The following is a 19223-nucleotide window of genomic DNA, read 5'->3' as shown; positions in this document are numbered from 1 at the left end:
TTTTTATCTCAACGACCAAATACTTTCAGAAGTCCAACTGAAAGGAAATAAAGTCCGGTCAAGGCGGCCATGACTATGAGCATCGATACCGCTGTTGGATCAGGTGTAATGATGGCGGCAACAAGCGCTGCAGCAAAAATCGCATAGCGCCAGACTTTTATGAGTTGACTCGATGAAACTAGTCCAGTGAAGGAAAGTGCGAATAATACTATTGGTAATTGAAAGCAGAGCCCCATATATAAAAGTATTGAACTGACCAGGGATACATAGAAATCTAGTCTCTGGTTGATAGGGCTTATGCCTTGTCCGAATGAGCCAAAGAAATGAAGCATTGGTGGTAATACAAGATTGTAGGCAAAAGCTGCACCGGCAACAAACAAAATAGGCCCGCCTATGACAATGGGCACAAGCATTCTGCGCTCTTCTTTTCTAAGTCCAGGTGCTATGAATAAGCTTGCTTCGAAAAGTACATAGGGCAAGGCAAGAACAATTGCGATGTAAAACGCTACTTTGAAGTAGACAAGTAATGGTTCTTCAAGGGAGAGCGCCTGAAAAGTAATATTTCCTGCAGGTGCTTCAAGAATGCGCACCGCGTCCTTAGCAAGCCAGAGAGCAATTAGGAAAGCTATACCAATGACAAGCAGGCAGCGAATTATGCGATTGCGTAATTCGTCTAAATGCTCGACTACGGTCATCAGCTTGTCGTCGCCGACTGCGTCGTGTTTGCTTTCTTGATTTTCTAAATTGGTGTCCAAGGTGTCCATATGGTTGAAAATTTTACTTTACTGTAGCAATTCTATCTGATTGCTAAAACAAATTGGAAAAATACCACCAGGCTTGGCTTTTCGGGTTTCTTCAGCTGTTGCACCGGATGGCGAAATACATTCTGAGCAACCTGTTGAAGTAAAACAACCAGCAGTAAAAATAGAGACTGACGACTAATACTGATGTCGTTGTCTGACTGCTTCGAACAAGAATATTGTCGCAGCCTGAGCTGCATTCAAAGATTCGCTTTTGTCAGACATCGGTATCGCAATTATTTCATCAGCCGCGTCGAGCACGTTTTGCGACAGTCCTTGTCCTTCGTTGCCGACAATGATGGCTGTTGGTTTAGTCATATTTGCTTGCCAGAAATATTTTGTGCCTTCAGCGGCTGAAGCAACTACTTGCAGTCCGTTGTCTCGGCAGAGTTTTATTGCTTCGTTGGTATCCATATCCCAAAGACAGGGCAATTGGAAACTAGCTCCCATGGCTGATCGAACAACTTTGGGATTGTATGGGTCAACTGTTCCTTTTGTCATTATTAGACCGGAGGCGGATGCAGCTAAGCTGGTGCGAATCAAGGTTCCTAAGTTGCCGGGGTCTTGAATCGCATCAGCGATTACTACAAGTGGCGTGCCTGAAAACAACTTCTTTGGATTTACGGTTTTGATTTTGGCTATAGCTAAAATGCCGGATGGGTTGGTTGTTGTCGCCAACTCGGCAAAAATCTTGTCTGGGACGGTTAGAAGCCTCGCTAAATTAGCATCGGAAAGTCTGCCCAAGCCCTGTTTGAAAAAGGTTTCGCTGGCAATTATTTCCTCGAGTTCAACGCCTTTTAGAAGAGCTTCTTCAAGAAGGCGCTCACCTTCGAGGATGTAAGCGGCATACTTCTCTCGAAAGCTGCGCTGATGCAGAGACCTTATCTTCTTAAGAAGCGGGTTGGTATTGCTTGTAATTGCGTCTACTTTCACTGGTTTTTACCGCAAAGAAAAAGGGGCGCATGTAATGCGCCCCTTTGATGATTTGATGGACTACGCCTTGACGGCCACTTTACCTTTGGCAATTTCGATCAAGCGACCAAAGGCATCTCTGTCTTTGATGGCGAGTTCTGAAAGTGATTGGCGGTTAAGTGTGATGCCGGCTTTGTTCAAGCCATCCATGAAGCGGCTATACGAAATACCGTTCATGCGGCAAGCAGCGTTGAGGCGTGTAATCCAGAGGCTGCGGTATGCACGCTTCTTGAACTTACGATCACGGTAGGCATTTCTCCATGCCCGCATGACTGCTTGGTTGGCGGCTATGAAGAGCCGGGACTTGGAGCCGCGGAAACCCTTGGCGTATTTGATTACTTTTTTGTGGCGTTTTTGAAGAACGTTGCCACGTTTTACTCTAGGCATTTTAGTGCTCCTTCTTTATAGAGTTTGAGTCGCGAAAGTCGTTTGCTTAAAGCCATCGGAGAGGAGAATTACCCTTAGGCTTGTTTCGTTTGATCTAAATGCGTTTAGCGCAAATATTTCTTGTAGGGAAACATAGCGAGTACGCTTGCTTTGTGGTCATCGGATACTTCCTTGAATCCACGAAGTTTGCGTTTGACTTTAGCGGCCTTCCATTCGTTGATGTGACGCTTACCACCTTGACGCGCCAAGACTTTGCCTGTGGCAGTGATCTTGAAGCGGCGGGCAGCAGCCTTATTTGTTTTCATTTTAGGCATGGTTGATGTCCGTTCGTAACGCTCCGGTTTCGCTTCGAAGACACATTTAGTGTCTTCTCATTGCTCCACCTTTGCTTGCCTTTCGGCATCCGTCGTTCGCTCAGCCGCGAATTGCTCTATCGCAACTCTTGCTTCGCTTCTTCTACGTCCGATTCTTAACTGGGGCTTATTCTTCACCCGGAGCTTTAGCATCCGGAAGAGGCGGTTTGCCCTTGCCGGGAATCGGCGAAAGAATCATTATAACAGCCTTCCCTTCCAATCTAGCCTCACGCTCAATCATTGCTAAATCTTTCAGGTCATCAAAGAACTTATTCATGAGCTTTAGCGCCATATCGGCGTGCTGAACTTCACGTCCTCTTAAGATTGTGAGGACTTTTATTTTGTCGCCTTCATTAAGAAATTTGATAGCACTCTTAACTTTCACCTGATAGTCGTGCACTTCGATGCTGTAGCGCATCTTAATTTCTTTGACGTCGACTATGTGGTGCTTGCGTTTGGCTTCCCGAGCGCGCTTTTCTTGCTCAAACTTAAAACGGCCATAATCCATGATACGGGCCACTGGAGGACTCGAATCCGGTTGGACCAAAAAGAGGTCTAATCCTCTTTCACGGGCAGTAGCAAGTGCCTCTCTGGTAGGCATGACGCCAAGTTGGGCTCCTTCTTCGTCAATTAAACGAACTTCGCGGTCGCGAATACGCTCATTCAAAAGTGGCATGTCCCGTCTTGGTTCGGGGCGGCTTGGATTGCCTTTTATGGGTGTGCTCAAACTTTCCTCATCTGTTGGGATTGATAATCTGCCGAAGGTGGGAGTTGAACCCACAAGAGCTTGCGCTCACTACGACCTGAACGTAGCGTGTTTGCCATTTCACCACTTCGGCACGATGATGAGAATTTTACAATAGGCACAGCGTAATAACTAGCTCTTGGCTTTTCTTAACCGTCAGCTGTATAAGGCATAAGCGCAATTTCGCGCGAACGCTTGATGGCGGTTGTCAAAATGCGCTGATGATGTGCGCAGCTGCCGGAAATGCGGCGTGGAAGAATTTTGCCTCTTTCAGTGACAAATTTCTTGAGTTTGTTTGGATCCTTGTAATCAATAGACTCCACCTTGTCCGCACAGAAAATGCAGCTCTTGCGACGTCTTGGTGGTCCATCGTTATTCATTTGGCGACCCATTGTTTCCTCCAGGAAATGTAAGTGTTTTGGATAATGACTTTTATAGGGGCGCATTGCCTGCGCCCGTTAACGCGAAAACGATTTCTTAAAATGGAATCTCGTCTTCGTTTGCAAATATCGCATCGAGATCTTCGCTATTGCTTGGAGCTTTCGCTACAGCAGCTGCAACCTTCTGGTTGGACTGGGCAGCTTCTTCAATGCCGGCATGGCTTTGCTTGTTGGCAATGTTGGCGACGTTCTCGACTGAAATTGCTTGAATTTCCGCTTCGCGGCGCTTCTGACCTTCAGAGTTAGTGAAATTGTTGATTTGCAAACGGCCATCAACAATTACCAGGTCACCCTTTTTGATCTCGTGGCTGACACGCTCTGCTAAATCGCGCCATGTCGTAATTTTGACTGGCGTTGATTGAGCATTACCGTCAGGACCGGGGTTGGATTCAACAGCAATAGCAAATTCGCTTACAGCCACATTGGTATTTGGTGTGAATCTCTTTTCCGGCTCACGAATGACGCGTCCTGAAACGACTATTTTGCTTAAACTCATGGTTTAACCCTCGCTAGAGAAAGCGCTTAGTAGGTAGCACTCTCGGGCTCAGCAACTACCACAATTGAACGAATGATGTCTTCGGAAAGGGTCATCATGCGCTTAATTTGAGCAACTGATTCGGCCGGTGCATCGAATGTGGTCAAAACATAGAAGCCGTCACGCATTTTGTTGACTTCATATGCCAGACGCTTGCGACCTTTCTTGTCGGTTGTAATCTTTTGCCCGCCGTGAGTCTTGATGAACTCTTCGACTTGAGCAACGACGCGATCTGTAGCTTCTTCGTCCAAGTTAGGACGAACGATGTACATGGTCTCGTAGGGTTTTAGTTTTGTTTTTGTTAGAGTAGCCAATTTTTTCTCCCTCGTGGGCGGATGGCCTGGCAAGCAGGCAAGGGCGGTACCCCAATTAGGTACCGGGCTGGAAATATTAGCATACTTGCGTATTCCCCACATAGGCAAAAGGCTGCCCTACAGTTACATTGAGCAAATTAATGGCTTGGGAAAGTTAATTTATTCCTCATGTTTAATCATAAATGCCGCATTTTCACCCTCCTCGCCGTGGCTTTTGCCCTTAGCTCAAACATTGCAGGCAACTGCCGCGAGCAATGGGCCATGACTCATCCGCCCGGCACACCGCCGACTGCTCCTGTATCAATGGGCAGTAATTACATGGGCAACGTCAACCCCAAGGCGATGAGCATCACAGGACCGGAGTCTTTTACGCCTGAGTTCTGGCAGGGGCAGCATGTGCTCGACAGAGTGCCTGTCGGGACGGTTTTAACAGGTGTCATAGACGACACAATATCTTCTGCGTCCAGCAAAGTCGGCGACATCTTTTCCATCACTCTCAGTGATGGTTTTGTGGCATCAAATAACAAAGTCATTCTGCCAAAAGGATGCCGCATAGTCGGCAAAGTCTTGAATGTCACTCCCTCTGTGACCCAAAATCACGGCAATCCCGGCAGTATACAAATATCATTGCAATCACTAGTGTTGCCTGACGGCACCAATATTCCATTTTTTGGCTTTATAGCTCGTAATCACAATATGGAGCAAAACGAGCCACCGCCTGTTAAACAGGCTGGTTATGGATTTAGTGATGTTCCTGGATCATTCATGGGTTGGATGGGCTCATTGCCAATGGGAATGGGCGGCTATTCATTGGGCAAAGGTGCCTACATGCGTTCGATGAATCAAGGTAATGAATATGTACTTGAGAAAGGTGAAATTGTGCCTGTGCGTCTCAATCGCACGCTAGTTGTACCTGAGATAGCTCTCAATCCGCAGACAACTGCAGATGGACATATTCCTTATGGACAGCCTGTACTTGTCCCTTATGGTCAACCGGAACCAATTCCGCAAGGACAGCAGCCTGTGCACCAAATGCATGGACCAGGACAGATGCAGGTGCCTTATGGCAATCAACCTGTTAATAGGAAACCCAATTACACATCTTCCGGTGTACCTGGGTTGATGACAACCGCTCCGACTCAACCGATGACTGTGAAACCACAGATGATGTCCGACACCTCAGACCCTTTTTAAATGCTATTAGACAATACAACATTTTGGGTAGTTGGATTCTATGTGTTTAGCGCATTGAATTTGTTGTTTGTTCTTTGGCTCATGCGAATTGTAGGCAGGTCAAAGTTTCGCTCGGAAGAGGGTGACTCAACCTACGAAGTTGGCTATGAAGAAGACTCAGCAGGCAATTCGCGCGACCAAGAGCAAGGCGGCTCGATTACAGGACCGCACACGCCAAATGTGGTCGTGAGCGATTTCTACAACGTCGGCCCGTAATTAGACTTCTGTCGAAGCTTGTTCTTTGCTGCCGGACTTGTATTCGGCTAAATGACGCCATCCTTGGTGCAGGATGAGCTGGTAGGCATAGATTTGCTCTAGCCAACGACGCTCACCTTCGCCCAAATCAGGACGCTCTAAGCGGCGCTTGATGTTGGATGTAATGTGTCTTGTATCTTCAATAGCTTTTCTGTAACTGCGTACAGGTGCCTTGCGCACTTCTGAAACCATTGTCTGCGGTGCACTACTTTGAGCAGTAATACTTGATTTTGAAGCAACTTGAGCAGCCAACGGGTGCTGAATGACATTCTTTTGTCTGTCACCACCACGACGGCGCTCTTTGCGCTTGGCGCGGTAGCACTCCAAGCAATCACGCAAACGCGGATTCATGTGTTCGAATACTTTAGAGCAAGTTTGGCAAGTCAGTGAGTGCTTAACGCGACCGCCGCCTTCTTGTCCTTCGGCACCTTCTTCAGTTGCTTCTTCGGAGGCAACTTCCACTGTTTCTTCACCGGCTTCGGCTGCTTCGCCTTCGCTTTTCGCTACTCTTCTTGGTCTTCTTGTGCGAGCTGGCTTTTCTTCTTCGCCTTCGCTTTCCGACTCAGTGGACACTTCAGATGTCTCGTCTTCGTCTTTGGCTTTGGTCTTAGGCTTTTTAACTGCGCCTCTTTCGGTGCGCAATTCTTCAAGGCGTTCCATCACTTGTGGATTGCTTGTGCCGTCTTCCTTGAGTTTGCGAATTTCTTGCAATTCGGTAATTGCTGCTTCCGGCAATACTTTGATGCCGTTTTCGTCTGTTTCTGTCTCGATATCAAATTCTGCAATGTAACGACGAATGGTTACTGAAGTGACGTTCAATTCCTTTGCTGCTTGGGCAATCTTCGTGCCCTCAGTGGAGGATGTTTTACTCATATTGTGTTGTTCTTGCCTTTAGTTGTGACGACATGGCACCCGCCACGTCTTTTCTAGTGGAGTTAGTTTTACTGTTCGCTTTGACTCGGCTTCTCATTGAGACTGCCAGGTCGTTTAATTGAGCGGCGACAAAGTAAGTCTAACTGTTACTCACCACGTTTGCCATGATTTCAAACAAAATCATGCACACCAAATATTAGGTTAGATTCGAGGCTTTCGATCATCTCCCATATTAAAAATTAATCAGTGGTTGTCATGAATTGTGTGAACTTTCAGCGTATTTAGCAAACTGGGGCGGCAAAAGAGCCAATTACTGGGGTATATCGGAGATGGGCAAGTCTGGGTTGGACTATGGCTGGAATCGACAATTCGAAGCACCATTCAATTGAGAAAGAGACTGGTGAGGAAAAGGCTGCTGGGGAAGATAAATTCCACCAGGATCCTAAAAGCGCCTATAAAGAGCATGCCGACCTCGAAAAACAAATAAAACAAACCGTCAATAACTGGCAGGATGCGCTTGGGCATTTTGTGCATCCAACGGAAAGTGACACAAAACGCCAGGTTGAGAGCCAATCAAAATTTGCGCAGGTATATTACAAAGCTTCCGTTGGAAAGATAGTTGAATCAGTAACACAAATTGCCACTGACGGAATCAAATTTGTCGGTCAACAGATGGATGCTGCTAGAAAGCATGATGTCGATCTGGCACTCAAGAATGCTAACCCGCTGAAGCCTGTTGGTGAAGTTATCGGTTCGGTACCTAAAATTGCGCAGGCAATGTCTGAAGTCAAAGCTCATGACGTTATCGAGCAAGCAAAAAAGCCTGAGGGATTAGGCTCGATTCTTGGTGGGATTTTGTTCGCTGTCACCCAGTTTGAATTGCCCTTCGGAAATAAAGCTAAAGCAGCAGGCGAGTTGAAGGCTTTAGGTGGAGCAAAGGAAATTAGCAACGTCAGTCACTTGGAAGAGCAAGCGCATAACCAGTTTGCCTTCTTAAAGACAGCGTCTCATGTGGAGCCTATGCATGGACATCCCGTGAAGATGACGCTGAATAGTGGTCGTGAAATCGATGCCATTGAGACCAAGCTCGCAGATGGATCAATTCAACGTAAGTTTAGGGATATGAAAGCTGGTAAGGAAGTTGAGATCACTCAGACAAAGAGTGTCGACAAAACTGTTACGGAATGGGAAGGCAACAAAGTAACACAGTACAAAGCTGACAAAAAAGTGCACGAAAGAGCAGATGGTTCAGTGGAAACAACATATAAGGACGGTAGAAAAGTCTTGGTTAAGGCGGATGGAACAACTAAAACATCTTTTGAAAAACCCATTGCCAGCGGACCAGGAGAACGAATTCCAGAAGAGGGTGAGCCGGCACAACCATTTGTTCCTAAAATGCCTTCCGAAGCAGAAATAGGCAGAGATTTAGAAAAAGATGGGCTTGTAAAACTGGCAAAAAATGGCCGTTATGAGCAAACGGAAAACAATTGTTGGGATATAGCGGCACGATTAGCAAAAAGATTCGGATACGAAATGCCTGACGACAAGCCGGGAATTCTAAAATTGGCCGAACTTCATCTTGGGCGCAAGGCTGGTTTTAGGCCCAATTTGAAGATGCCTAAAGATGGTGGCTATTTGATTATCCGCGAAGATCCAACGAGTCTTTCTGAACCAATGCATATAACTTTTGCTTGCCAGGGACAAGAATACAACTTTGGTGTTACCAAAGCAGATAATCAGCAGATCGTTTTGAAGATACCTGTTGCGAAGCAACATAAGTAAGACGGGCAGACAGAGCCAGAGCAAGATGCGATGGAAACAGCGTAACTAGCTTTCTTGCTGCCTGTAAGAATTTTGTGCTTGTTCGTAGACTTTGCGCAAATGCGAACGGCTGATGTGAGTATAGAGCTGTGTGGTGACGACGTTGGCATGTCCCAAAAGCTCTTGAACGGAACGCAGATCCGCACCATTTTCCAAAAGATGCGTGGCGAAACTATGGCGCAATGTATGTGGAGACAGTGATTTTTGAATACCGGCTTTTTCCGCTAGCCTTTTAACTACTTGCCAGACGACAAGGCGCGAGAGTTTCTTGTTTTCGCGACTTCTTAATAGCGATCCTGTTTTGTGAGGATTTTCTGTAAGATACTCTTCGATAGCTTTCATTGCCGGCTGTCCCATCGGCACAAGGCGTTCTTTTGAGCCTTTGCCGAAGCACTTCAACAGACCCTGTTTCAAATCGAGATCGGAGATTTTCAGACTCGTAAGTTCAGACACACGCAGTCCACAGCCATAGAGCAATTCCATAATAAGACGATCACGACTGTTGTCTGCCGCTTCAATCATTATTGCCACTTCTTGTGGGCTGAGAGTCTGTGGTAAACGCTTGGCTTTATGCGGGTTTTGGAAGCCGTCTAATGGGTCTGAGGCGAATCCTGTGTAGGTTTTGAGAAAGGCAAAGAAACTGCGCAAACTGGCTAGCTGACGCGTTATTGTTGCCGGCTTATTACCGCGTTTGCGTAACTCAGTAATGAAGGCCACTACGTCTTGACGCTCAATGATTTTTTCCTGGCGTTCACCATTGCTTTTAAGCCAATCAAGAAAGCCTGACAGGTCGCGTTGATACGCCGCCAAAGTGTTGGCGGAGAGTCCGCGCTCTGCCAGTAAATACTGCAGATAATTATTGAGTTCAGATTGGCCAATATTCATTGGCTATATATTAAGACCCTATTCGATATGTATCAATATCAAATTTGAGGAACAGGGTGGGCGGTGGCTTTTGGTTGGGACTGCAGCCAGCCGAATGACTTGATAATCGACTTTGCAATTGTTTGTGGTTGATTTGAAGGTGCCACCACATGGAAAGAAAAGGCTCTTGGTTTATCAGAAGCAATATCGCCAATGACCGGTAATGTGGGCATGCCGTCAAACTTGTGGAGGGTGACTGTATCAAGCAATCTTTGAATAGTGATGATTCGTGAAACTTGACCTAGCTTGCCGCCTATAACGCTGGAGAACACGCGCGGTACGTTGCCGGCGATGGAAAGCTTTATCTGTTCATTCGGTAAATCAATTTCACCGTCTCCCCAAAGGCGCATGTCGTCTCCGGTATAACGCAATTCGTCAAAATCAATGACGCCATTTTTCACATCAAAGATGGCGAAGAATTTTTTGAATTCGCCGGTCCTAACCGGGACCACGCTTTGGAGAAGATTATTCAAGTTGAAACCCAGAAGTCCTTGGGCCAGCAAATTGGCTTGTGTGATTTTTGCTTGGAGGTTGCCGAAGCGAGTCACCTTGCCATTCTCAATGGTTATCTCGCCGGAGCCGTTTGTATGCTTGAGGAATTCTTTGTTGTTGCCGAACACGCTTTCCAAAATGATATGACCGGATGCTATTCCTGTTATTTCGTCTTTGTTGCCGGTTAGCTGATAGAAGAATTTGTTGATGTCAATCTTTGAAAGTTTGGTGTCCATCAACAACTTACCGGTAAATGGTTCGAAGCTGCCTCTTAAATTTAATTGACCGTTGGATAATTTGGCTCGCAAAGCTGGAATGACCAAGAGCCATGTCTCATTGTTGTGGCTGCCTGGGGTGCCGGCCTGAGCAATTTCTGCTTCTACATCAAAGGTATCAACGCGCCCAATCTTAGCCTTCTCCACAGCCAATGAAGCTGTTGAAGCTTTTTCCTCAGGAGTCAAAGTATCCGGATCATAGGCAAATAATTGCCATCCACTTGATTTAACTGAGCCGGTTGCGTCTGCCAAACTCATAAGTGGCAGGTCCATATCCTTGAAGTTCAAATGTCCTGATATACGCAAATTGTCCAATGAGCCTGTAAGCGTGACCATGCCGCGCAATTGGCCACGTGTTCCTTTAATGGCGCGTTCCAGCTTTGACATTGATTTATCGTTCAATGAAATGGTTTTTGTCACATCATGAGCATTGAAATCTTGGTCGGTTTCAATGGTTGTTTCAAATTCCAGACCATGAAATTTGCCTGAGCCGTGCATCTTGGATTGTCCCAGTTGTATTTCAAAGTCTTTCAACTCGGCAGTGGCAGCGCCTTCTTCGCCAACTTTGGCCATTGCGATATTGCTTGTTATATGGATGGCTTCATGACGTGGTTTGACCCAAGTTAAGTGCTTGGACTTGATCTTAAAATCGCCATCAGGACGAACGTGGCTGGCTATGTGTACTTGGCAGGAAGCCTGGTTGCCGTGCGCTTCAATTACAAGACCAATCGGCTCTTCCGATGTAATTGAGATTTGGTTGGGGCGACTAGGACCGTCCCAGTTGGACATCATCGGCAGAAAATCTTGCGGATAGGCATTAGCTTTAAGCGATGCATTCCAATGCGGCGTGGCAGTTTGATGATCAATTAGTTGTCCGCTTATTGTGCAACGGCTGTTGCCAATTAATGCAGACGCCTTTTCCAGAATTATTTTATCGCTTGAAACAACTAATTTGCCCGAAAAATCCTCAATAGCTTCATTGTAGATTTTGCAGGCGACTTCTGTCAGGCTTGCTTCGCCATTCAGGTTGTTTTCCTGCTCAATCCATTCAAGATGGCCGGAAAGGTTACCCTTCAGCTCAGAGATGTGGTACTGGTCTAGTAGCTGCCTGTAGGCACGCTCGGCAAAAGAAGTATCAGGCAAGCTGGTTAGAATCGAATGGAGCTCTTCCAAACGCAGATTGGGGCTGGATACTTTTATAGCTTGCAGACTTGAAGGATCCTGCCAGTCATCAATTGTCAGTGAAAGATCAAAGTGATTGTCGCCCGTTGTCACTTTGACATTTTGCAAGGCTAAAGCGTTGCCTTTCAGCTCTACTTTTCCATCAACAATTTGCATTACTGTTGAAGGTCCGGCAGTTAGTTTTATTTTGTCGGGGATGGCATAGAAACTGAGAGTTGGTTTTTCCAAAGAACCGGACAAACTGGCTCTTACTTCTTTTATGCTGCCTGTTGGTTTTAAATCAGCCAGTTCTTTAGGCAGTGGGACATTAATAATGGCCAGTGCTTGCATAACCTTTGCCAAATCGGTGTGGGATGCTTTTATATTTACATTGGTTGAGCCGTGCGCTGAGCCAATGGGCAATTTACCGTCCATGGTCAATGGACCACCGGCAATTTCACCATGTAAATTGTTGAAGGATAAGAAGTGATTGTCGAAGGTAACCTGACCGTACAATTTGCTTAAAAGCGGCTGTCCGTCACCGTATGACACACCGACATTTTTGAAAACAATCGTGCCTACAGTTTTGTTTGTTTTGTTCTGTGAGTCGATTTGACCCTGAACATCCACAAAACCGGATAGTTTTAAATCGGGCAATTTGGTTTTTAAATGATGTTCGTTTTTAAGACTCTGCATGAGTCCTGCAAGTGGGAATTGCAGAGCAGAAAACTTGACTGACGATTGGTGTTTTGCTTGATCGAAGAAGCCTCCGACTGTAACATCGGCATTGTTTATTGTGAGATGGGCTTTGGGTATCTCAATGCGACTGGCGCCTGTTGTGACTATTTGTCCAGTAAGACTTGTCTGCGTGTTTTTTGATAGAAAACCGGCTAAAGGAGTATCTGCCAGCATTTCTTGAATTTGTTTGCTCTTGGGGTTGAGTTTAACTGTGAATTCAATTTTGGCTGCGGGCTTTTGTCCGGCTCCGTCAGCGTTTAAATCAACGGTGTAGGTCTTGTTTAAGCCGACATTACCTTTCTTTAAAGCTAAAACATGGCGTGCAAACAAGCGTGCAATAGGACCCAAACTGCCTTCTGCGTCTCCGCCAAAAACAGCTGAGTGTCCTCGCCAGTTGTCCAATTCTCCTTTGGAGTTAAAGGTCAAATCGCCAACGTTTATTGCCAGATTATTCCAGCTGGCTTTTTTCGTATCTACTAATAAAGTACCGGAACCGCTTGTAGCGGGCAGTCTTTCAGCTTTCGGTCCATTGCCGGCTTTGATACCCCAGATAGAAAATTTTGTATCGAGTTTGACAAGCTTGGCCAAACTGCCGTCTAGTTTGATGTTCAAATCAACTAATGCATCGTCCATCGGCTTGAGACGAATAATTGGACCCAAATCGCGAGGTTTCAAATCCTCCACATTGAATTCGAAGCGATAATGACTTGTTTCCCAGTCGCGCATGGCTCCGTTGCCAACGCCTGTTAGTTTGACTTTTGTGCGGTAGCCTTCTCTAGGTAACTCGTAGGATAGGTTCAAGGGCCAGCGCTTACCTTTTCTCGGCAAGACAAATGTTAGTTCGACATTTTCCAAATCCATTGGTCCAAACAAATTGTCGTCTTGTCTGTCTACCAAAACCAGCGGCTGTGAGAAATCACGGAAGTGAATGCGACCTTTCTTGATTTCCGCCAAGTGCAAGTCAATTACCGCCTCCAAAAGATCGGTGAAATTCCAACGACCTTTGCCCAGATAAATTGCCCAGAGTTCGGGTTCTTTGAATTTCAGATAGCGAAACTCAAGTTTGCCCTGCAAGAGTGGAGTAAAGGCGATACCAATCTCACTTTGTTTGGTTGTTAAAAGCGGCAGATTATCCTTTTCGACAATGCTCATTTTGTCTGTTGAGATTGCTAGTCCGGAAAAGCCGAATTGCCATTTCAACTTGCCTAGTTGTACCTTGCGATGCAGAACTTCAGCGAGCATCTGAGAAATGTGGGGCTTAGCCCAGTTGATATCGACTGTAGCGGCAACAAAAACGAGAATTGCCATTGAGGCAACCCAACCCAACAAGAACCTAGTAACAAAAAGGCTGTACAACGCCTTTCTGGGGCGTTTGTCTAACTCTCTGCCTTTCGGGGGTGACTTAAGGGGAAGATTTAACACTAACTATCCCTGAATCCATTTACGCGCTACACGGCTTGGATTCATGCCTTGCACATGTTCTTGGACTGCCATTTGTTCCGCCAGGTTCCCTTTGAAAGCTCTTTGCTGCCAGAAGACCCTAACAGAGATTAGCCGCATCTCCTTTACGGAGGATGCCTAGCTGCACAGGCTATCACACTGGATAAGAGCCGCCAAGTGGTGGATTTACCATTTAGCCGGGTAATATTTAATTGTGGGGAATAATTTCCTTGCCGACGCATGATTATCGGGCGCAAGAGACAGATTAAATGGCTGACAATTCATCGCGAGAAGAGCTTGATCGGAGATGCTATCCCATCTTTGAACGCTTGATGACTGAGCTTATTGACCGCTATCGCAATTGGCTTGTTGTGATAGAGCCTACGACACAAGAATACTTCCTTGGTCAGGATGACCTTGAAGTGCTCGCACGTGCCAGGAAAAAACATCCCTCAGGACAATTTTTTGCCTACAGGCTTAGTGAAAATCCAGCCGTGGACTATCTTTGCTGATTATGGAGAAAAACGTGCAGGCAGTTGTTGTGAATGGTCGTATCGATGAGGAAGGACACGTACTGTTGCCTGTAAGCTTGGTTGCTTCCGATGGCTTTGAAGTCGAAGTGGAAGCACATCTTTCTCTGGAATTTGACGGCGCGCTTGCAGTTGATGAAGCACTGGCTCAAGAATTAGGCTGGCGTTGTCTAGGCGCCCGTCGCGTAGTTGTCGGTGAACAAACGCACTTGATGGATCACTATATAGGCATGGTCGCACTAGGCAGTGATCTGCAAAACATGGTTGTATTGGGCGGCATTTCCAAGCCGGCTCTCATAGGCAAAAGACTCCTATCCGGACGCAAACTCAGCTTGGATTTTGTCTCCGGCAAAGTTGTCTTGGAATAAGATTTTTTCCCTTATTAAAAATGATGATCAGCCGAACAAGAGCTGCGATGAGCAGGTCGCTGTGAGGCGTGGATAAGCTGGATAGCAAGCGAAGGTGGAGCGAAGCTCAACCGGAGCCTAATAATTAAGAACTAGTTCTTGAGTTTTGCATTTACCAACCATTTCAACTGGTTGTCTGCTTCTTTGCACATAGACTGATTCTAGTTTTTCGTGTTTGCAGGAAGCAACACCACTTAAATCCAGGTGATAAGGCAATACTTCCGGGTTGAATTCTATGCGATGCGGCATGCCACCATCGTGGTCGTAAAACGTGCCTGTTAGTTTGTAGTGGTGCGGCAAAATCATCTCTATTTTTGGATCGACGAAATAACCTGCTTCTTCTCCGGCAGGTGTTAGGACTACAATTTTTCGTTCGCTCATCATTATGGATTCCTCAGTTTTTGCTTCAGGGGTTTGCACTTCTGCAATTGAGAATCTTTCTCAATTCGGACTCTTCTAAAAGCCTCTATGTATCTGATTTTCAGAGCAATTCTAAATCTAGTTGGATCATCTATGTTTTACGCCGTAAATATGTTAAGAATTAAGAGATTCAGTTTGAACAGTGTCGACCGATGAAACTGAAAGTGATTTAGTAGAAAATATCACTACGAAAAAAGTTCAGAATTTACTAGTTAAATGAGGAGTTCGAGATGTCCTATACCATTGTTGCCGATATTTGCGAAGGCGTTGGCGATTGCATTCCAGTATGTCCAGTAGAGTGCATTCATTGGGCCGAAGGCAAAACCAATACTAAGGGCACAAAGTTCACCTATATTGATGACTCAACCTGCATCGATTGCGGAGCCTGCTTGTCGGTTTGCCCAATTGAAGGCGCAATTCTTGACGAGTGGAAGCCTGAGCTTCAAAAGTCCTAATTTTCGTTCAAGTAACGGAATTTGTAGCGAAAAGCTGCCTTTCGGGGCAGCTTTTTCTATTTCCTGACAACGGGGGCAATGCCGAAAACGGCTTATTGGCCTTAATTTGCGGGCTGCCTATAAATTAGGGATCCCAAGGTATACAAAAACTAAGCTAAATAAAGGTTGTCAGTCACCGCAAAGGCTCGTCCAGCCTAGGATCTGTGTTATCATTAATCCCCAAACCAAGTAATTGATAAATACTCAAACGGATATAGAAAAGACATGTCACTAGTTCAAGAAAAGAAAGTAGAAGTCGTCGAGTCGCACAGAATCCATGCGAAAGACACAGGTTCGCCAGAAGTGCAGATTGCTCTTTTGACCGAACGCATCAATCAATTGACCGAGCATTTGCGTACACACAGCAAGGACTTTCATAGCCGCCGCGGGCTGCTGATGATGGTTGGTAAAAGACGCAGACTATTGCGTTACCTGAACCACGAAAGTCCGGAGCGCTACCACGCAATAATTGAGAAGCTTGGTTTAAGAAGGTAGTTTCAAGAAGGCAGGTTTTCCTGCCTTCTTTTTTAGTTTTGCCAAGTAAGACCTTTGCGGTCTACTTAGGCTCATAGTTAGTTGTAAGAAAGAAGGAAGAAGATGCAAACGGAATTGAAAGAAGGCGTAAAAGAAATAAGCCTACAAATTGATGGTAAGACAGTAACCATAAGAACGGGTCGCTTGGCTAAACAAGCAAGCGGAGCCGTTGAAGTTATATGTGACGGGACTTTTGTTCTGGTTTCTTGTACCGAATCTAAAAACGTCAGAGAAGGAATTGACTATTTCCCACTATTGGTTGACTACGAAGAGAAGCTTTATGCCGTAGGACGCGTGCCGGGAAGCTTCGGCAGACGTGAAGCCAAACCATCAGATAAGGCTATTTTGATTAGCCGATTAATCGATAGACCAATTAGACCACTCTTTAAAGAAGGCTACAGGCAAGATGTGCAAATAGTGGCAACATGCATGTCGTGCGATGGTGAAAATCAACCGGACACGCTGGCTATGCTTGGTGCATCTTTTGCAATAGGCATAGGTGGACTGCCTTTCTCTGGACCAATTGGTGCTGTGCGCGTAGGACGCATTGCCGGCAAGATGATTGCTAACCCGACCTATTCTCAAATGGAAGAATCGGATATCGATCTAGTTGTTGCCGGTACCGAATCTTCCATCATGATGGTTGAAGCGGGCTGTGATTTGGTCTCCGAAAAAGACATTCTTGCTGCCATTGATTACGCTCACCAGCAAATCAAAAAGCAGTGCGAAGTACAAAAACAATTCCTTGCCGAACTAGGCATTCAGAAAAGGGAATTCGTTGCTCCTGAGAAGAACGAAAGACTTGCTGGTTTAATTGCAGAAAAAGCAACCGACAAACTTTTAGCTTCGATGAACGGCGTCAAGGATAAAGCCACACGTCAGAGGTTGCTCGACGAAGCAGAAGCAGCTGTTATTGAATCCATTGAACAGTTGCCTGAAGATGATGAGTTTAGAAAGTACGCAGAGAAGCACTTGGGCGAATATCTAGAACTTAAAGAAGCAGATTTGATGCGCGCACAAGTTCTTGATTCCGGTGTTCGTGCAGATGGCAGACGTTGTGACGAAATTCGTCCAATTACAGTTGATGCAGGCATTTTGCCGAGAGCTCACGGCTCAGGTCTCTTTACCCGCGGCACAACGCAAGTTCTCTCGATTGCTACTTTGGGTACAGGTGGTGATGCTCAGAAGCTGGATGCAATTGATCCGCAAAAAGAAAAGACTTACATGCATCACTACAATTTCCCTGGATTCTCCGTCGGCGAAGTAAAGCCAAGCCGCGGACCAGGACGTCGTGAAATTGGTCACGGTGCGCTGGCAGAGCGTGCTCTAATTCCGGTTTTGCCGTCGAAGGAAGAGTTCCCTTATGTTATGCGCGTAGTGTCTGAAGTGCTTGAATCTAATGGTTCAACATCAATGGCTTCTACCTGTGGCTCGACCATGTGCTTGATGGATGCCGGTGTACCTATTAAGGCAATCGTCGGCGGTATCGCTATGGGACTCATTCTTGAGGGTGATCGCTTCGCCATCTTGTCTGACATTCAAGGTTTGGAAGACTTCTTGGGTGACATGGACTTCAAAGTCACAGGCAGCAAGGACGGCATTACCGCCTTGCAGATGGACATCAAAATTGAAGGCATTTCGCTTGAGATTATGAGAGTTGCTCTTGAGCAAGCCCGCAAAGGTCGCATCCATATTATTGAAAAAATGGAATCTTGCTTGGAAGCTCCACGTCCTGAGCTTTCACGTTGGGCTCCAAGAATTCTGACCGTCCAGATAGATACTAACGATATCGGAACAGTAATTGGACCTGGCGGCAAAATGATTCGTCGCATTATTGAAGAGACAGGGGCCACAATTGATATTTCCGATGACGGCACAATTCTCATTGGTTCAGTGGAAGCTGAAGGTGGGGAAGCTGCTCGTGACTGGATCTTGAAATTGGTCAAGCGTGTCGAATCCGGTGGAGTATATGAAGGTAACGTGACAAGAATTATTGCCATGGGCGCCTTCGTTGAAATCCTGCCAGGCAAAGAAGGCATGGTGCATATTTCACAACTGGAAAACCGCCGTGTGGAAAAGGTTGAGGATGTGGTTTCAGTTGGGCAAAAGGTAATTGTAAAGGTGCGCGAAATTGACGAACGTGGCAGGGTCAACCTGACCATGAAAGGGGTAAGCCCGGAAGAGCGTGCAGAGTTCGAGAAATAGATTCGGCTCATACCAGGGCAGATTTATTATCTGCCTTTCTCTCATCGCTGCTTTTAACCTCTTAGTCGATGCCCTAAGCTTTCCAGCTTATGCCGGAAAGTCGCACGTGCGTTCAACCAAATCAAGCAGGTTGAAGAAAACGCTTCCAACAAAGCCGGTGGCAAAAGAACCTGGAGTAGATACTAGTAAGCAATTTTTCCAAGATGTAAATTCGCTTGGAAGAGCCTATGCGCTATATGACGTTGGCTTGAACGAATATCTGGTGGGCGACTATGGCATGGCAGCCGACCATTTAGGACAAGCCTCACAAATTTTCTCAGCCACCTATGGCAATAATTTGCCGCAGCAAGGCACTTTCTTTTATGACTTGGCTTTGGCACAAGAAGGTGCTGGCAAATTGGATGAGGCAATCACGTCTTATAACAGAAGTCTTGCTCACACAGGATTTTTCGATGGCTATCTTGGACTTGCTCAGTTGTATGGACGCATGGGCAAGTGGCAAGAAGGATCAGATGCTGTGCGGAAAGCATTGGATCTGCGGACGGATGATCCAAGAGCCAATCTTATTTATGGACTTATTTTGGAAAAACAGGGACAACTTGTTGAAGCTGAAAAGTTCAAAACAAAGGCCAGAGATTTTGTCACTACATATGGATTGGCCGGAGTAAAAGGTACATCCGATAATCCCGACGGCAAAGTTGTTGAGCCGGAAGAGAACAATTTGCCGGCAGCCAATAGCAAAGATCTGGAATTGCCCTAAACAAAAAGGGCGAGTAACAACTCGCCCTTTTTATATGCTCCGGTTTCGCTTCGCTACACCTTCGCTTGCTATCCAGCATTAGCCGAACGCTTCGCCGGCGAACGCCTCATCGGCG

General features: G+C 46.1%; 21 protein-coding genes and 1 tRNA gene. 9 read left to right on the top strand and 13 right to left on the bottom strand.

The window, feature by feature from the left end:
* Positions 1 to 8: 8 nt before the first annotated feature.
* The 9 genes from tatC to rpsF form a co-directional block, all read right to left on the bottom strand.
* Positions 9 to 764 carry a twin-arginine translocase subunit TatC gene (tatC, locus tag K2Y22_01680; protein MBX9877143.1) on the bottom strand — a complete coding sequence of 252 codons (756 nt, stop codon included), beginning with the start codon at positions 762 to 764 and terminating at the stop codon, positions 9 to 11.
* Positions 765 to 938: 174 nt separating this feature from the next.
* Positions 939 to 1733 (bottom strand): RNA methyltransferase, encoded by a 795-nt coding sequence (locus K2Y22_01675; protein MBX9877142.1) that lies wholly within the window; start codon positions 1731 to 1733, stop codon positions 939 to 941.
* Positions 1734 to 1793: 60 nt separating this feature from the next.
* Entirely contained in the window at positions 1794 to 2159 is a 366-nt protein-coding gene (rplT, locus tag K2Y22_01670) for a 50S ribosomal protein L20 (protein ID MBX9877141.1), read from the bottom strand.
* Positions 2160 to 2263: 104 nt separating this feature from the next.
* Positions 2264 to 2473, bottom strand: a complete 210-nt coding sequence (gene rpmI / locus K2Y22_01665; GenBank protein ID MBX9877140.1) for a 50S ribosomal protein L35 — start codon at positions 2471 to 2473, stop codon at positions 2264 to 2266.
* A gap of 166 nt (positions 2474 to 2639) precedes the next feature.
* Positions 2640 to 3239: a translation initiation factor IF-3 gene (infC, locus tag K2Y22_01660; protein ID MBX9877139.1), complete on the bottom strand. Its 600-nt coding sequence runs from the start codon at positions 3237 to 3239 to the stop codon at positions 2640 to 2642.
* A 29-nt stretch (positions 3240 to 3268) separates the two neighbouring features.
* Positions 3269 to 3351, bottom strand: a tRNA-Leu gene (locus tag K2Y22_01655).
* A 55-nt stretch (positions 3352 to 3406) separates the two neighbouring features.
* Entirely contained in the window at positions 3407 to 3637 is a 231-nt protein-coding gene (gene rpsR, locus K2Y22_01650) for a 30S ribosomal protein S18 (protein MBX9877138.1), read from the bottom strand.
* A 97-nt stretch (positions 3638 to 3734) separates the two neighbouring features.
* The gene (locus K2Y22_01645) at positions 3735 to 4193 is read right to left on the bottom strand and encodes a single-stranded DNA-binding protein (protein MBX9877137.1); all 459 of its coding nucleotides are present in this window, start codon (positions 4191 to 4193) and stop codon (positions 3735 to 3737) included.
* Between the two features lie 26 nt (positions 4194 to 4219).
* Positions 4220 to 4546 (bottom strand): 30S ribosomal protein S6, encoded by a 327-nt coding sequence (gene rpsF / locus K2Y22_01640; protein ID MBX9877136.1) that lies wholly within the window; start codon positions 4544 to 4546, stop codon positions 4220 to 4222.
* A gap of 261 nt (positions 4547 to 4807) precedes the next feature.
* Here rpsF and K2Y22_01635 point away from each other — a divergent pair, with 261 nt between their 5' ends.
* Together K2Y22_01635 and K2Y22_01630 are read left to right on the top strand one after the other, a co-directional pair.
* The gene (locus K2Y22_01635; GenBank protein MBX9877135.1) at positions 4808 to 5740 is read left to right on the top strand and encodes a hypothetical protein; all 933 of its coding nucleotides are present in this window, start codon (positions 4808 to 4810) and stop codon (positions 5738 to 5740) included.
* Positions 5741 to 5995: a hypothetical protein gene (locus tag K2Y22_01630; protein MBX9877134.1), complete on the top strand. Its 255-nt coding sequence runs from the start codon at positions 5741 to 5743 to the stop codon at positions 5993 to 5995. It abuts the gene before it with no gap.
* On the opposite strand, the gene K2Y22_01625 is transcribed toward K2Y22_01630, so the two are convergent.
* Positions 5996 to 6907, bottom strand: a complete 912-nt coding sequence (locus tag K2Y22_01625; protein ID MBX9877133.1) for a MerR family transcriptional regulator — start codon at positions 6905 to 6907, stop codon at positions 5996 to 5998. It abuts the gene before it with no gap.
* A gap of 351 nt (positions 6908 to 7258) precedes the next feature.
* On the opposite strand from K2Y22_01625, the gene K2Y22_01620 reads away from it, so the two are divergent.
* Positions 7259 to 8689, top strand: a complete 1431-nt coding sequence (locus tag K2Y22_01620; protein ID MBX9877132.1) for a hypothetical protein — start codon at positions 7259 to 7261, stop codon at positions 8687 to 8689.
* A 45-nt stretch (positions 8690 to 8734) separates the two neighbouring features.
* On the opposite strand, the gene K2Y22_01615 is transcribed toward K2Y22_01620, so the two are convergent.
* Both K2Y22_01615 and K2Y22_01610 read right to left on the bottom strand, forming a co-directional pair.
* Complete coding sequence (locus K2Y22_01615; protein ID MBX9877131.1) at positions 8735 to 9613, bottom strand: tyrosine recombinase XerD; 879 nt, start codon at positions 9611 to 9613, stop codon at positions 8735 to 8737.
* Between the two features lie 38 nt (positions 9614 to 9651).
* Positions 9652 to 13626, bottom strand: coding sequence for a hypothetical protein (locus K2Y22_01610; protein MBX9877130.1), 3975 nt, complete (start codon positions 13624 to 13626; stop codon positions 9652 to 9654).
* Positions 13627 to 14027: 401 nt separating this feature from the next.
* Here K2Y22_01610 and K2Y22_01605 point away from each other — a divergent pair, with 401 nt between their 5' ends.
* Both K2Y22_01605 and K2Y22_01600 read left to right on the top strand, forming a co-directional pair.
* Complete coding sequence (locus tag K2Y22_01605; GenBank protein ID MBX9877129.1) at positions 14028 to 14270, top strand: hypothetical protein; 243 nt, start codon at positions 14028 to 14030, stop codon at positions 14268 to 14270.
* Positions 14271 to 14284: 14 nt separating this feature from the next.
* The gene (locus K2Y22_01600; protein ID MBX9877128.1) at positions 14285 to 14656 is read left to right on the top strand and encodes a hypothetical protein; all 372 of its coding nucleotides are present in this window, start codon (positions 14285 to 14287) and stop codon (positions 14654 to 14656) included.
* Between the two features lie 117 nt (positions 14657 to 14773).
* Here K2Y22_01600 and K2Y22_01595 read toward each other — a convergent pair whose 3' ends face one another.
* Positions 14774 to 15079 carry a hypothetical protein gene (locus K2Y22_01595; protein ID MBX9877127.1) on the bottom strand — a complete coding sequence of 102 codons (306 nt, stop codon included), beginning with the start codon at positions 15077 to 15079 and terminating at the stop codon, positions 14774 to 14776.
* A 266-nt stretch (positions 15080 to 15345) separates the two neighbouring features.
* Here K2Y22_01595 and K2Y22_01590 point away from each other — a divergent pair, with 266 nt between their 5' ends.
* From K2Y22_01590 to K2Y22_01575, 4 genes are all read left to right on the top strand, one after another.
* Positions 15346 to 15570, top strand: coding sequence for a ferredoxin family protein (locus K2Y22_01590; GenBank protein MBX9877126.1), 225 nt, complete (start codon positions 15346 to 15348; stop codon positions 15568 to 15570).
* A 264-nt stretch (positions 15571 to 15834) separates the two neighbouring features.
* Positions 15835 to 16104: a 30S ribosomal protein S15 gene (gene rpsO / locus K2Y22_01585; protein MBX9877125.1), complete on the top strand. Its 270-nt coding sequence runs from the start codon at positions 15835 to 15837 to the stop codon at positions 16102 to 16104.
* 102 nt (positions 16105 to 16206) lie between these two features.
* Positions 16207 to 18348 carry a polyribonucleotide nucleotidyltransferase gene (pnp, locus tag K2Y22_01580; GenBank protein ID MBX9877124.1) on the top strand — a complete coding sequence of 714 codons (2142 nt, stop codon included), beginning with the start codon at positions 16207 to 16209 and terminating at the stop codon, positions 18346 to 18348.
* Complete coding sequence (locus tag K2Y22_01575; GenBank protein ID MBX9877123.1) at positions 18329 to 19108, top strand: tetratricopeptide repeat protein; 780 nt, start codon at positions 18329 to 18331, stop codon at positions 19106 to 19108. The genes pnp and K2Y22_01575 overlap by 20 nt, the downstream gene beginning before the upstream one ends.
* Positions 19109 to 19223: the final 115 nt, after the last annotated feature.

It is taken from the genome of Candidatus Obscuribacterales bacterium, from assembly GCA_019744775.1.
Taxonomy (GTDB): domain Bacteria; phylum Cyanobacteriota; class Vampirovibrionia; order Obscuribacterales; family Obscuribacteraceae; genus SBAT01.
The sequence above is the reverse complement of the archived record's forward strand: the minus strand, read 5'-3'. Positions and strand labels throughout refer to the sequence as shown.